The sequence below is a fragment of the Streptomyces sp. NBC_00234 genome, assembly GCF_036195325.1.
Taxonomy (GTDB): Bacteria; Actinomycetota; Actinomycetes; order Streptomycetales; family Streptomycetaceae; genus Streptomyces.
This window is the reverse complement of the sequence record NZ_CP108101.1, coordinates 7,082,361-7,096,783: the sequence shown is the minus strand read 5'-3', so window position 1 is coordinate 7,096,783 and position 14,423 is coordinate 7,082,361. Positions and strand designations below refer to the sequence as shown.

The 14,423-nt window shown below is 71.4% G+C and carries 12 protein-coding genes; 5 read left to right on the top strand and 7 right to left on the bottom strand.

The annotated features are described in order from the left end of the window. Positions 1–10: 10 nt before the first annotated feature. Both OG230_RS31130 and OG230_RS31125 read right to left on the bottom strand, forming a co-directional pair. A complete protein-coding gene (locus tag OG230_RS31130; RefSeq protein WP_328911597.1) occupies positions 11–871 on the bottom strand; it encodes a carbohydrate ABC transporter permease in 861 nt (286 codons plus the stop codon). 91 nt (positions 872–962) lie between these two features. Continuing rightward, positions 963–1,841: an ABC transporter permease gene (locus OG230_RS31125; RefSeq protein WP_443051612.1), complete on the bottom strand. Its 879-nt coding sequence runs from the start codon at positions 1,839–1,841 to the stop codon at positions 963–965. 408 nt (positions 1,842–2,249) lie between these two features. Here OG230_RS31125 and OG230_RS31120 point away from each other — a divergent pair, with 408 nt between their 5' ends. From OG230_RS31120 to OG230_RS31100, 5 genes are all read left to right on the top strand, one after another. Further along, a complete protein-coding gene (locus OG230_RS31120; protein ID WP_328907068.1) occupies positions 2,250–3,236 on the top strand; it encodes a hydroxyacid dehydrogenase in 987 nt (328 codons plus the stop codon). Positions 3,237–3,298: 62 nt separating this feature from the next. Beyond that, the gene (locus OG230_RS31115) at positions 3,299–4,390 is read left to right on the top strand and encodes a LacI family DNA-binding transcriptional regulator (protein ID WP_328907067.1); all 1,092 of its coding nucleotides are present in this window, start codon (positions 3,299–3,301) and stop codon (positions 4,388–4,390) included. 167 nt (positions 4,391–4,557) lie between these two features. Beyond that, the gene (locus tag OG230_RS31110; RefSeq protein ID WP_328907066.1) at positions 4,558–5,916 is read left to right on the top strand and encodes a M60 family metallopeptidase; all 1,359 of its coding nucleotides are present in this window, start codon (positions 4,558–4,560) and stop codon (positions 5,914–5,916) included. 20 nt (positions 5,917–5,936) lie between these two features. After that, positions 5,937–8,360, top strand: coding sequence for a polysaccharide lyase 8 family protein (locus OG230_RS31105; RefSeq protein ID WP_328907065.1), 2,424 nt, complete (start codon positions 5,937–5,939; stop codon positions 8,358–8,360). A gap of 22 nt (positions 8,361–8,382) precedes the next feature. After that, complete coding sequence (locus OG230_RS31100; RefSeq protein WP_328907064.1) at positions 8,383–10,296, top strand: DUF2264 domain-containing protein; 1,914 nt, start codon at positions 8,383–8,385, stop codon at positions 10,294–10,296. 40 nt (positions 10,297–10,336) lie between these two features. On the opposite strand, the gene OG230_RS31095 is transcribed toward OG230_RS31100, so the two are convergent. From OG230_RS31095 to OG230_RS31075, 5 genes are read right to left on the bottom strand one after another with little or no spacing between them, the layout of a single operon-like run. Beyond that, the gene (locus OG230_RS31095) at positions 10,337–10,918 is read right to left on the bottom strand and encodes a GAF domain-containing protein (protein WP_328907063.1); all 582 of its coding nucleotides are present in this window, start codon (positions 10,916–10,918) and stop codon (positions 10,337–10,339) included. Continuing rightward, positions 10,915–11,547, bottom strand: a complete 633-nt coding sequence (locus tag OG230_RS31090) for a GTP-binding protein (RefSeq protein WP_328907062.1) — start codon at positions 11,545–11,547, stop codon at positions 10,915–10,917. Before OG230_RS31090 ends, OG230_RS31095 begins: the two co-directional genes overlap by 4 nt. Further along, positions 11,525–11,896 carry a DUF742 domain-containing protein gene (locus OG230_RS31085; RefSeq protein WP_328911596.1) on the bottom strand — a complete coding sequence of 124 codons (372 nt, stop codon included), beginning with the start codon at positions 11,894–11,896 and terminating at the stop codon, positions 11,525–11,527. Before OG230_RS31085 ends, OG230_RS31090 begins: the two co-directional genes overlap by 23 nt. A gap of 2 nt (positions 11,897–11,898) precedes the next feature. Beyond that, positions 11,899–12,333, bottom strand: coding sequence for a roadblock/LC7 domain-containing protein (locus OG230_RS31080; protein WP_328907061.1), 435 nt, complete (start codon positions 12,331–12,333; stop codon positions 11,899–11,901). Positions 12,334–12,340: 7 nt separating this feature from the next. Continuing rightward, on the bottom strand, positions 12,341–14,377 hold the full coding sequence (locus OG230_RS31075; RefSeq protein WP_328907060.1) for an ATP-binding protein: 2,037 nt from the start codon (positions 14,375–14,377) through the stop codon (positions 12,341–12,343). Positions 14,378–14,423: the final 46 nt, after the last annotated feature.

Sequence of the window (14,423 nt, the reverse complement as noted above, 5' to 3'; positions counted from 1 at the left end):
CTGCTCGCGCTCAGCCCTTGATGGCTCCGGTGAGCACGCCCTTGGTGAAGTAGCGCTGGAGGAAGGGATAGACGAGGAGGATCGGCACGACGGCGATCACGAGGACCGCCATCTGCACGGCCTGCTGCGGGGCGAGCGCCTCGCCGACGGAGGCGCTGTTGAGGCTCTGGCCCTGGAGGACATAGGTGCGCAGCACCATGGGCAGGGGCCATTTCGCGGAGTCGTTGAGGTACAGGAGCGAGTTGAAGAAGGCGTTCCAGTACGTCACGGCGTAGAACAGGCTGATCACCGCGAGGACGGCCTTGGAGAGCGGCAGCACGATCCGTACGAGGATGCGCAGGTCGCCTGCTCCGTCGACCTTCGCCGCGTCGTACAGCTCCTCGGGGAGGTTCATGAAGAAGGAGCGCAGGACGACCAGGTTGAAGGCGCTGACCAGGGTGGGCATGACGAGCGCGGCGTACGTGTCGTACAGGCCGAGGCCCTTCACCAGCAGGAAGTTGGGGATGATGCCCGCGTTGAACAGCATGGTGAACAGCGCCGTCATCAGGATGAAGCGGGAACCCGTGACGTCGCGGCGCGACAGTCCGTACGCCATGCCGACCGTGACGAGGAGGCTGGCGAGGGTTCCGACGACGGTGATGCCGATGCTGACGATCAGCGCCCGGGTCACGACGCCGCCGGCGAAGATGGTGCGGTAGGCGTCCAGGGTCGGGTGGTCGGGCCACAGGACGAGGCCCGTGGAACGGATGATGTCGGTCTGCGAGGCGAAGCTGGTGCCGATGACACCGAGCAGCGGGTAGGCGACGGCCGCGACCACGACGACGATCGCCAGGCCCTTGGCCAGCTGCCCCGCGCGGGTCGGCTTCTCCATCCACGGCGGCCGGCCGTCGGACTTCTTCTGCGGGGCGGGCCGGCCGGACTTCTCCGCCGGCTTCTCCGTCACGGATTCGGGCAGCGTCTTCTCAACGGTCAGCACCGCGGTACACCCCTTCGTGGCCGAGGCGGTGGGCGAGCTTGTTCGCGCCCAGGACGAGCGCGGTGCCGATGACCGCCTTGACGAGCCCGACGGCGGCGGCGACGCCCCAGTCGTTGTCCTTGATTCCGTGGTAGTAGACGTACGTGTCCAGGACCTCACCGGCGTCCGGTCCGACCGCGTCGCGCTGGAGCAGGATCTGCTCGAAGCCGACGGAGAGGATCTGCCCGAGGTTGAGGATGAGCAGGAGGATCAGCACCGGGGCGATGCCCGGCAGGGTGACGTGCCACAGTCTGCGCCGGGGACCGGCGCCGTCGATCGCCGCGGCTTCGTACTGCTGTCTGTCGATGTTGAGCAGCGCGGCGAGGATGATGATCGTGCCCCAGCCGGCGTCCTTCCAGGCCACCTGGAGCGTGAGCAGCCAGGGGAAGGCGTCGGGGTCGCTCATCATGTCGTAGCGCGGCAGCCCGAGACCTCCGAGGACATCGGGCAGGACCCCCGCGCCGCCCAGGATCTGCTGGAAGATCGAGACGATGATGACCCAGCCGATGAAGTGCGGCAGATAGACGACGCTCTGCACGAAGCGCCGGATGCGGTCGCTGACGATGCTGTTGAGCAGCAGGGCCAGGGCGACGGGGATCGGGAAGAAGAACACCAGCTGGATGAGTGCGATCTCCAGGGTGTTGAACGTGGCGGTCCAGAACGCCGGCTCACCGAACGCCGCCGTGAAGTTGGCGAACCCCACCCAGACGCTGTGCATGTAGCCGAGGTACGGCTCGTAGTCCTGGAACGCCACGACGTAGCCGAGCAGTGGAACGTAGTGGAAAACGATGAAGTAGAGCAGGCCGGGAAGTGTGAGCAGCAGCATCACCCGGTCCCGCTTGATCCGCTGCCACAGGGACTGTTCCCTCGGCAGCAGGGGTGCTGTTTCAGCCATGGTGCGTCCTGTTCGGCTGGGTGGCGCGTGGTGAGCCTTCTGCGGCGGCAAGTTAGTAAGCGGTTAACCCCAGCGTCAAGAGATTCGGGAAAACGGCTGCGTTACGCGGCGTTCCAGCCGACCGATCCGCAGGCCCGTATGCGTAAATCATGGAGCAAAAAGGGCAGTTGGACGCGGTGACCGCTTGACGGTCGGGGGCCGGGCTCCTTAGCGTGCCGGTCATTCCATAGAACGCGATTACTGTCCGGAGGCAGGGTGCGAACCACCGAAGAGGCACCGGCTCGTTCCGGGGCCGAGGGAGCGACACCGCCGGCCAAGCGGCCTCGCACGGTCCTGGTCATGAGCCCCGGACTGCTCGACGACGTCTTTCCGCCTCCTGTACGGGCCCGGCTCGAAGACGTCGCCGACCTGAACACACCCGCCGTGATCAGCGAGTTCGACTCACCGGACGCGGTGACGGCACTGGCCGGGGCGGAGGTGCTGCTGACCGGCTGGGGCTGCCCGTCCGTCGACGCGGAGCTGCTGGACCGGGCGCCCGCCCTGCGGGCGGTGATCCACGCCGCGGGCACGGTGAAAACGTTTCTGTCGCCGGTGGCCTTCGACCGGGGCATCGTCGTCTCGTCGGCCGCGGCGGCCAACGCCGTGCCGGTGGCCGAGTACACGCTCGCGGCCATCATCATGGGCGCGAAACGGGTGTTCCCGCTGGCCGAGCTGTTCCGCTCCCGGCGCACCCACCGCACGGGCGCCGATCTGGCCCGTCAGCACTGGCTCGGCACGCACGGCCTCACCATCGGGGTCGTCGGCGCCTCGCGGATCGGCCGGCGGGTCATCGAACTCCTCCGCGTCCTGGACGCCGAGGTCCTGCTGTACGACCCCTATGTCACCCCCGCCGAGGCGCACCGCCTCGGGGTCACCCCCACCGACCTGGACACCCTGGTGGCGACGAGCGACGTGGTCACCGTCCACGCCCCGGACACACCGGAAACCCGCGGCCTCATCGATGCCCGCAGGATCGGCCTGATGCGCCCCGGCACCCTGCTGGTCAACACGGCACGCGGCCCGCTGGTGGACACCGAGGCACTGACCGGGCACCTGGTCAGCGGGCGTCTGGACGCCGTGCTCGACGTGACCTCACCCGAGCCCCTGCCGGACGGGCACCCCCTGTGGGACCTGCCCAACGTCTTCATCACCCCGCACCTCGCGGGAGCCCAGGGCAACGAGGTCGGGCGGCTCGGCGCGCTCGCCGTCGACGAACTGCGGCGGTACGCGAACGGCTCGGCCTTCGCCCACCCGGTACACCGGGCCGATCTGGGGAGGATCGCATGAACCCCACGCTCCCGCAGGCTCTAGGCTCGTCGTCACACAACAGTCAGCAGGGGGTGGGCCGGATGCGTCGGCAGAGCACGGCCGGGGAACAGCGGCGGGCGACGGTCACCGATGTGGCGCGGCTCGCGAGCGTCTCCACGGCGACCGTCTCGCGCGTACTCAACCGGAACTACCCGGTCGCCCAGGCCACCAGGGAACGGGTCGAGTCCGCCATGCGCGAACTCGGCTACGTGGTCAACGCCCACGCCCGCGCCCTCGCCGGAGTCTCCAACCGCACCGTCGGCATCATCGTCAACGAGGTCATCGACCCCTTCTACGCGTACATCGCGCGGGGAGTGGAGCGGGAGGCCGCGCTCGGCGGCCGGCTCTGCCTGGTCTGTTGCACCCAGGGCGACCCGCAGCGCGAGCTGGCCTTCATCGAGCTGATGCACGAGCGGCGGGCCGACGCGGTGATCGTGGTGGGCGGCAGCATCGCCGACCGCACCTACACCTCCGAACTGGCCCGCCGGGCACGGGAGCTGGACGCCGGCGGATCGAAGCTCGTGCTGTGCGGCCGGCCTCCGCTGGGCGAAAGCGCCCCGACCGCCGCGGTGGAATACGACAACGAGGGCGGCGCCTTCGCCATCACCGACCATCTGCTGATGCAGGGCCATGAGCGCATCCTGTACCTGGGCGGTCCGCCCAAGCTCTCCACCACCCGGGACCGGCTGGCCGGGCACCGGCGCGCGCTGGAGCTGCGCGGGGTGACACCCGATCCGGAGCTGGTACAGCCGGGTGCGTTCAGCCGTAACTTCGGACATCGCCGGATGACCGAACTCCTCAAGGACGGACCCGAGTTCACCGCCGTGTTCGCTGCCAACGACATGGTGGCCGCGGGCGCGGCCCAGGCGCTGGAGGAGGCGGGGCTGCGGGTGCCGAAGGACATCTCGCTGGTGGGGTACGACGACATCCCGGTCGCACAGGAGATGCGGCCCAGGCTGACGACGGTGCACGTACCCCTGGAGGAGATGGGGCGGCAGGCCGTGCGGCTGGCCGTGTCGGGCGGCGACGAGGACGACTGGCGTGAGCCGACGACCGGCGCGCTGCGGCTCGGTACGCACATCGTGGTACGCGATTCCGTGGCGCCCCGGTCCACGAAGAACAGCCGGATGTGACCGGTTACCACGCCGATGTCCGCGGTTGACCGCAGTAGGCCATAGAAAATCACAGTAACTTCCCGACTCCTCTTGCGGCTTGATAGCAACCGCTTACATGCTGGCGCGAAGTTCAGCCGTCCCGCACGCCTCAGTCCCGCACTCACTTTCTGCAGGGAGAGTTCCGCATGCGTATTCCGACGTCGTCCTCCTCGCCCGCCCGCTCCTCGGTCAGCCGTCGCGCCGTCCTCGCCTCGGCGGCGGGGGCCGGAGCCCTGGCCGCGCTCGGCGCCGCCGCCGGACCGGCTTCCGCCGAAGCCCGCCGACCCCTGGCCGACATCCTCGTCACCGCCCGCCCGGGCTCCGAGGCCGAGCGGCTCCGGCTCGGACAGGCCCTGCGCGGCAGCGAGTTCGATCCCACCGGGCTGTACGTCCCGGCCGGGGCGGCACTCACGCTGACGGTCCAGCCGCACGACGACCTCACCCCCACCCTCTGGATCGGCGCCTGGGACTACTACGGCGAGATCAAGGAACCGCGCAGCTACCCGCTGACCGCCGGCGCCAACACCGTGACCGACCCGCACGGCGGCCCGGTCTACCTGACGCTGAGGGGCGCCGGCGAGCGGGCGAGCGTGCTGTTCCGCTCGGGGGCCGTCCGGATGCCCGTCTTCACCCTGGGCGAGACCACCGAGGCCGAGTACCAGGACCGCCTGGACACGCTCACCGCCTCGCCGTACGTCGAGCTCGTCGCCCCGAACACGATCATGACCCTCACCCGCGACGGCGCCCTCCTCCACCGCGACGAGGACCATGCCGCGCTGCTGGAGCTGGTCGAGACGCTCATCGACTCGCACGCCCGGATCAGCGGCCTCGACGGCTCGAAGGCGGTGCACCGGCGGAAGGCGGGGCCGTACCACTTCACCGAGGTCAGCAAGGTGCCGACCGGTGTCGGCGCCTACGCGACGCACGGCTACAACGGCTTCCCGCGCGCGTACCTGGACCGCGCGACCACCGTGACGGGGCTGCGGACCCGGGGCTGGGGCTTCTACCACGAGCTCGGCCACCTCCATCAGCAGATGGCCTACAAGCCGGGCGGCCTCACCGAGGTCACGGTCAACATCTACTCGCTCGCCGCCCAGCGCACCCTCGGCCAGCCGTCCAACCTCCTGACGGTCGACGCGACGACGGGGCTGACCTACTTCCAGTCCGCGCAGCGGAAGTTCGGCACGGCAGGGCTGACCTACGAGAAGTCCTTCGGCGCGTACGAGAAGCTCGTCCCGCTCCGGCAGCTGGAGCTCGCCTTCGGCGAGGACTTCTGGCCCCGGATGCACAAGCTCGTGCGGGAGGAGAACCCCCAGTCCGACTACACGGAGAACGACAAGCGCTACCGGGCCCTGGCCACCTACTCCAGCCGTGTCGCCGGATACGACCTCACCGACTTCTTCGTCACCACCTGGGCGTTCCCCATCGACGCGACCGGCAGGGCGGAGCTGGCCGCGCTGAACCTGCCGCAGCCGCCCGTCGACGCCTCCACGCTCACCGACTGATCACGGCGGAAGGAATCCCGATGCAGCTCAGCAGACGTTCCCTCCTGGCGGCGACGGCCGCGACGGCGGCGACGGGCGCCACCGCGCTCGTCACCGCAGCCGGTCCGGCGCACGCCGGTCCGGCCACCGGGGCCGACGCCCCGACGGCCGACCTCCCCACGCTTCTCCAACGGGCCGAAACCCTGCTCACCGGAGGTGATTTCGACCCGGCGGACCCCGACTTCGCCGCAGCCGTCGCCGCACTCGACAGCACCGCGAAGGGGCTCTGGGACACCCTGGACCGTGGCACCGCGCGGACCGCGCTCTGGCCCGACCTCGCCCCGGTGACCGACCCGGGCAACTTCGGTCAGAGCTACACCCGGCTCCGTACCCTGGCCACCGCGTGGGCCACCCCGGGAACCTCCCTGTCCGCGGACCCCGCCGTGGCCGACGCACTCGTGGCCGCGCTGCGCTTCACGTACGACACCGCGTACAACCCGGCCAAGCGCGAAACGGGCAACTGGTGGTTCTGGGAGATCGGTGCGCCGCGCGCGCTGATGGACAGCGCCGTCCTGCTGCGCGGCCGGCTCCCCGCCGCGGACCTGGCCGACTATCTGTCGGTCGTCGACCGCTTCTGCCCCGACGCGGACCGGCGCACCAACTCCCCCACCCTCGCGGAGACCGGTGCCAACCGGACCGACAAGGCGGTGATCGTCGCCCTGCGCGGCCTGCTCGGTGGCGACGGGACGAAGATCGCATCGGCCAGGGACGCCCTCTCGGACGTGCGCGACTCCGGCCGCAACAGCCTGTTCCGGTACACGTCCTCGGGCGACGGATTCTACGAGGACGGGTCGTTCGTCCAGCACGGCGTGGTCGCCTACACCGGCACGTACGGCGCCGTCCTCCTGAGCGGCACCGCCCATCTGCTGGCGCTGCTCGCCGGTTCGGAGTGGGCGGTCACCGACCCGAAGGTCTCGGTGATGTACGAGGCCGTCGGGCGGAGCTTCGCGCCGGTGATCTTCGACGGTCTGATGATGGACGCCGTGCGCGGCCGGGCCGTCTCCCGGGAGCGGGCGGGCGACCACCGCGACGGGGCGGCGGCCGTCGCCGCGATTCTGCTGCTGGCCACCGGTGCGCCGGAACCGTACGCCGCCCGCTGGCGCGCGGTCGTCAAGGGCTGGCTCACCCGCAACCGCACCACGCCCTTCGCGGGACTGGTCACCCTGCCCCAACTGGCCCTCGCCAAGGACGTCCTGGGCGACGAAGGGATTCCGGCCGAGGACCGGGCGACCGGTCTGCACGTCTTCGCCGACATGGACCGGGTGGTGCACCGGCGCCCCCGCTGGGCCTACAGCCTCTCATTGTCCTCCAAGCGCATCTCGGCGTACGAGGCGGGCAACGGCGAGAACCTGCACGGCTGGTACACCGGTGACGGCATGGGCTATCTCTACGACGCGGACGATCTGGGGCAGTTCAACGACGGATTCTGGCCGACCGTCGATCCGTACCGCCTCCCGGGCACGACGGTCGACACCCGGCAGCGGGCCGATCTCGGTACGGGCGCCGGCACCTCCACGTACCGGCCGACGAACGCGGTCGCGGGCGGATCGGTGCTGCACGACCGCTACGGCTCCGCCTCGATGGAACTCGTCGGTGCGTCCGGCAGCACCCTGCGGGCGAAGAAGTCCTGGTTCCTGCTGGACAACGCGGTGATCGCACTCGGCGCGGACATCGGTGCCACGGACGGCCGCACGGTCGAGACCGTCGTCGAGAACCGCAATCTGGGCCGAACGGGCGCCCCTCATCTGGTGATCGACGGTGTCCGGCAGGCCGGCGACCAGGGCTGGACGGGCGAGTTCACCGGGGCCGGGTGGGCGCACATCGAGGGCCTCGGCGGCTATGTCTTCCCCGGGACGGCCGCCCTGCACGCGCTGCGCGAGGAGCGCACGGGGACCTGGCGCTCCATCAACACCGGTGCGGATACGGGTGGTTCGACGACGGAGCTCACCCGCCGCTACCTCACCCTCTGGGTCGATCACGGCCTCTCCCCCAGCGGTGCGTCCTACGCCCATGTCCTGCTGCCCGGCGCCTCCGCCCTGGCCACCGAGGTCTGGTCGCGCTCCCGCCCGGTGCGCGTGGTCGCCAACGACGCCACCGTCCAGGCCGTGGAGGTCCGGCGGCTCGGGCTGACCGCGGCGAACTTCTGGAGTGCGGGCAGGGCGGCCGGTATCACCTCGTCCGGCCCGGCCTCGGTGCTGGTCATGCAGCGCGACAACCGGATCTCGGTCGCGGTGTCCGATCCAGGACGTACGGCCACCACGCTCTCCGTCGAACTGCCCTGCCCCGTCGGCGCGGTGATCAGTGCCGACGACACGGTCTCCGTCACCACCGGCCGCAGAGGTGTTCTCACCGTCGCGGTCGGCGGGTCGCGTGGCCACACCCATCACGCCGAACTCGTCCAGTAGCCCCGTCCCGAGGAGCAGCACCATGTCCGTGCCCCCGCATCTGCACCTGCCGCCACCCGACCGGATCCTGTCGTCACGTACCGGCTGGACCCGCGCCCACTGGGAGGCGACGGCCGACCGGATGCTGGATGCGCTCGTGCCGTACGCGACACCCGGCTTCGCCCAGTACCGGCTGCCCGGCCGGAACAGCTGGTCGGGTGTCGTGTCGGACGGGCTCGAAGGGTTCGCCCGGTCGTTCCTGCTGGCGGCCTGCCGGATCGCGGGCGCGGGCGGTGCGGTCGACCCGGCCCTCATCGAGCGGTACGCGGCGGGGCTGGCCGTCGGCACGGACCGGAACGGGAAAGAGCCGTGGCCCGAACTGACGGACTGTTCGCAGCAGATGGTCGAGGCCGCCTCGATCGCCGTCGCGCTGCACGAGACCCGTCCGTGGATCTGGGACCGTCTGGACGCGGGGGTGCAGGAACGGGTCGTCGACTGGTTCTCGGGATTCGTCGGCGGGCGTACCTGGGACAACAACTGGCGGCTCTTCCAGGTGGTGTCGGAACAGTTCCTGGCCTCCGTGGGTGCTCCGTACAGCCGTCAGGACATCGAGTCCGGCCTGGACAGGATCGAGGACTGGTACGTCGGCGACGGCTGGTACACCGACGGGGACGGCCGGAACTTCGACTACTACATCGGCTGGGCCATGCATCTGTACCCGCTGCTGTGGTCGCGGATCGCGGGCGGCGACGACGGCGGACGCACGGAGGTCTACCGGCAGCGGCTGAGCAGATTCCTCGGCGACTACCCCCGCTTCTTCGGCGGGGACGGCGCGCCCGTGCACCAGGGGCGCTCCCTGACGTACCGGTTCGCCGCTCTCGCTCCGGTGTGGATGGGTGCGCTGGCCGACTGCACGCCGCTCGCCCCCGGGCTGACCCGCCGCCTGGCCTCGGGCACGCTGCGGCACTTCGTCGAGCGCGGGGTGCCGGACGAGCGGGGGCTGCTGACGCTCGGCTGGTACGACACCTTCCTCCCGGCCACCCAGCCGTACTCCGGGCCCGCCTCCCCCTACTGGGCGAGCAAGGGCTTCCTTGGGCTGCTGCTTCCCGCGGAGCACCCGGTCTGGACGGAGAGGGAACTGCCGCTTCCGGTCGAGGAGTCCGACACGTACACGGCGCTCCCGGCACCCGGCTGGCTGCTGCACGGCACCCGGCACGACGGCATCGTCCGGCTGGTCAACCACGGAAGCGACCACCAGCCGCCCCACGACCCGGCGTCGGGTCAGGACGAGGGCGCGGCGGACCCGCACTACGCGACGTTCGCCTACTCCACCGCCACGGCGCCGGAGTCCGCCCCGCACGCGGTGGCGCGCGCGGTCGACAACCACCTGGCGCTCCTCGCACCGGACGGGACCCCGTCACGGCGTGCCCGCATCCATCCCCTGCGCTGCGAGGACAGGATCGCGGCCTCCTGGTACGCGGCCCGTCTCCCGGACGACGACCGGGAGTACCGGGTCGAGACGACGAGTGTGCTGCACGGTCCGTGGGAGATCCGTGTCCACCGGGTCGAGGCCCCGGCGGGGGTTTCGGTGCGGGAGGGCGGTCACGCGGTGGCGCACACGGAGACCCCGGACGCGTGGACCGGCCCCGGCTGGGCGCTGTCGCGCACGGCCGACGGGCTGAGCAGCGCCGTGGTCGCGCTGCACGGCTGGGGGCCGGAGGCCACCGCGGAGGTGGCGCGGGACGTCCAGTCCAACGCGTTCGGACCGCGCTCCGCCGTCCCCTACCTGCGGCTCGACCGTCACCCGGGCGGCCGGAGCACCCATGTGTCCTTGCTGGCGCTGTCCCGCGACACGATCCATCCGCAGGCGCTGCGTGACGCGGTGTCCGTGCGGGCCGGAGTGGGCGACGCCTCCGTTTCGCTGACGTTCCTGGACGGTACGACGGTCGAGGTCTGACAGGGGCCGCGCCACGGGGTCGGGGCCGCCACGGCTCGCGTCAGCCGCGGCGGCGGTCCCTGCCGTCGATCTGCCCGACGAGTTCCTGGGCGAGGGACTTGATCGTGTCGAGCCCGGCCCTGCCCCAGGGGCGCGCCACGGTGTCGACGGCGCACACCGTGCCGAGTGCGATGCCCGTACGGTCGATGAGCGGCGCCCCGAGATAGGAACGGATGCCTATTTCGTCGACGACGGGATTGCCGGCGAACCGCGGATAGTCGCAGACGTCCTCCAGCACGAGGGCCTTGCGGCGCACGAGGACGTGCGGGCAGTAGCCGTGGTCGCGGGCCATGTGGCGTCCGCTCCGGCCGCTGCCCGCGGCTGCGGCACCCAGGTCGGAACCGCTGCGGTTGCCCGCCGGGGTGTGCAGTCCCGCGAAGAACTGCCGGTTCTCGTCGATGAAGTTGACCATAGAGAAGGGTGTCGCGGTCACTTCGGCCACCTTGTCGGCGAAGGCGTCGAAGCTGTCGAACGAGGCGTCGGGCCGCTCCCCCAGGTCCAGCCTGCGCAACCGCCTCGCCCGGACGGAACCGTCGGGGTCGGCCGGTGTGAGCAGGAGACGGCCGGTCGCGTAGTGGGTCACGGGTGGGCTCCGAAGCCGGCGACGGGGGCCGGCGTCGCCGGAGCGGCGGTGGCGTTGATGAGGTGCTGGACGAGGGTGACCAGGGCACCGGTGCCGGAACTGGCGATCCGGGCGTCGCACAGGACCACGGGCACCTCGGGACCGAGGTCCAGCGCGGCCCGGACCTCGTCGGGTTCGTACCGGTAGGCGCCGTCGAACTCGTTGACCGCGACGATGAATCCGATGCCGCGCCGCTCGAAGAAGTCGACGGCGGCGAAGCACTCCGCGAGCCGCCGGGTGTCGGCCAGCACGACGGCGCCCAGGGCCCCCTTGGAGAGCTCGTCCCACATGAACCAGAACCGTTCCTGGCCCGGGGTGCCGAAGAGGTAGAGCACGTGCTGTTCGGAGAGCGTGATGCGGCCGAAGTCCATGGCCACGGTGGTGGCCGTCTTCGACTCGATGCCCTCGAGGCTGTCGGTCGCCACGCTGACCTGGGTCAGCAGTTCCTCCGTGCTCAGCGGAGCGATTTCACTGACCGCGCCCACGAACGTCGTCTTGCCGACGCCGAACCCGCCCGCGACCAGGACCTTGAGGGCCACGGGAAAGAATTCGGAGCTTCCGGTGCGGTCAGAGCTGTCGTCGTAGACCATCGAGCACTGCCTCCAGCAGGGATCGGTCGGTGGGCGTGTCATGGAAGGCGGGGGCGTGGGCGGTGACCGCGCCGCAGTCGACGAGGTCGGACAGGAGCACCTTGGTGACGACTGCGGGCAGCCGGAGGTGCGCGGCGATCTCGGCCACGGACGTGGGGCCGTCGCACAGCCCCAGGGCCACGGAGTGTTCGGGCCCCAGATGGATCTGGGGTTCGCTCCCGGTGGCCATCACCAGGGACAGCAGGTCGAGCACAGTGGTCGGCCGTGTGCGGCCGTTGCTCACGGTGTACGGGCGGATGAGCCGGCCGGCCGCGTCGTCGAGCAAGGGCCCGTCCTGCGGGGCCGGCACCCTCACAGCCCCGGGGTGTACGGTGCCCCGGCCGCTTGCCGTGCCGGGGTCATCAGATAGGGCCGGACGCTCTTGATCAGCATGGCCATCTCGTAGCCGAGCACCGCGGCGTCCGCCTCGCGTCCCGCCAGGACGGCGAGACAGGTACCGGCACCGGCGGTGGAGACGAACAGCAGCGTCGCGTCGAGTTCGACGACCACCTGCCGCACGTCGCCGTTGTCACCGAAGCGGGCTCCGGCGCTGCGGCCGAGGGAGTACAGGCCCGCGGCCAGCGCCGCCATGTGGTCGGCGCTGTCGGGGTCCATGCCATGGACGGATTTCACCAGACCGTCGGCCGAGAGCAGGACCGCGCTGCGTGTGTAGGGCACGCGCTGGACCAGCCCGCTCAACAGCCAGTCGAGGTCGGCGACCTGACCGGACGGCATTTCGCTCGCCATGGTGCATCTACTCCTTGGGGGGGTTCTCTGCGGGGCTGCCCGGCGCGGGCGCGTATCCGGGCACGTACGGGTCGGTCCGGTGTGCGTCGGAGGGGCGCGGGTCGGGCACGTACGGGTCGAGGTGGTGCGGCTCCGGCACGAGCGGGTCGGACAGGTGCGGGTCGAGCAGGTGCGGCTCGGGGTGCGCGGGCGGGAGCGGCTCGGGACCTCTGCGGGGTCCCGGACCGCGGACCGGGAGCGGCGCGGGGCCTTCGTCCGCTTGCGCGTCGAGGGCCGACGGACCGTTCGCGGGCGCGCCCCCGGAGGGATCCGCCGCCACGGCCGCGGGGACCTCGGGGCTCGCGCCGTAGGCGGTGTCCGGTACCGAGTCCTCGGCGGACCGGGCCTCGGCGAGGTCGACGCCCCGCCGGAACGCCGCCACGAGACCGGGGTCGTGCACCGCGTGTTCGTCCTCGACGCGGGGGACGGGGGCCTCCCGCAGCTGCGGGACGAGGTGGTCCTGGTTGCTGCGCCGGGGCAGTTGGGGACGATCGGTGGCCCCGCTCGCGCCGGAGGCCGTTCCGCCGACGGTGCCCGGACCGCTCCGGGGCACGTCGGGTGTCGGGATGCCCAGAGGGCTCCCGGCCTGTGCGGGGCGGTCGACGCGCTCGGCGCGCAGCGGCTGCGGTGGGGGCGTGGGCGCCTGCTGACGGGAGGCGTGCGGATGCGCGGTGCGCAGCCGGCCCGCCATGTCCTCGGCGGGCGGGCGGTGCACGGCTCCGGGCGGCGGGACCGGCGGGGCGTCTGGGTGCGTCGCTCCGTCGGCCTCCCCCTCGACGCCGAGCAGGGCCTGCGGCAGGATGAGTACGGCCTGCGTACCGCCGTAGATGTTGCTCTGCAGCCGCACGGCGATGCCGTGCCGCCGGGCCAGCGCGGAGACGACGAAGAGACCGATCCTGCCGTCCTGCAGCAGGTGGCCGACATTGACCTGATCGGGGTCGGCGAGCAGGGTGTTCATACGCTTCTGCTCGGGGCCCGGCATGCCGAGCCCCCGGTCCTCGACCTCCAGGGCGAGGCCCGCCGTGACGTGCTGGGCGCGCAGCAGCACCTGGGTGTGCGGGGCGGAGAACACCGTGGCGTTCTCTACGAGTTCGGCGAGCAGGTGGATCACGTCGGCTACGGCGTGGCCGCGCAGGGTGCCGTCGATGGGCGGCACGAGCTTGACCCTCGGGTACTGCTCGACCTCGGCGATCGCCGAGCGCAGCACCTCCGTCATGGTGACCGGGTTGCTCCACTGCCGCCGGGAGACGGCCCCGCCGAGCACGGCGAGGTTCTCCGCGTGCCTGCGGATGCGGGTGGCCAGGTGGTCGACGTGGAAGAGGCCCTTGAGCAGGTCGGGGTCCTCGACCTCGTGTTCCAGCTCGTCGAGGATCTGGATCTCGCGGTGGACGAGCGACTGGAGGCGCCGGGCGAGGTTGACGAAGACCTCGACCTTCTGCTCGTTGCCGTTGTTGCTGAAGAGCCGGGACGCCTGCACGACCGCCGCGACCGCTCCGTCCTGCGAGCGCCCCATTTCCTGGGCGAGCAGGTCGAAGGCGTCGGCTCCGGGGTCGGTGGGCTGCGGTGGCCGCCGTGCGGGCACGACCTCGCCGCTGCGGAGCTGTTCCACCACACGTTGCAGCTCGGCCTGTCCCTGTGCGCTGGACCGTCGCAGTGCCTGGCAGCGGTCGAGAACGCCGGTGGCGACCCGGCCCGCGCCGAGAAAGGCCGCGGCCACGGCCGCGACGGCCAAGGCGCCCGAACCGCCGAGCGCGGCCCAGAGGCTGGCGGAGGGGCGTTCGCCCGAGGCCCGGATGGTGAAGATGACGGCGGCGGCCCCGCTCAGCACGGCAGCGATCGTCGGCAGCAGAGCGGTCCGGAGCAGTTGGGGGCGTATGCGGGCGTCGGGCGGCGGCTGAACCGCACGCGGTCTGGCCGTGGCCGAGTGGGAGCGGGCACCCGGGCGGCCGTGCCGCCCGCCCTCTCGGCGTTCCGGTCGCGCGGCGGGTGCGCGAAGTTGAGACATCAGCGTCCTCGGTACGTGGGGCACCAGGAATCGGCGTTCAGTGGTG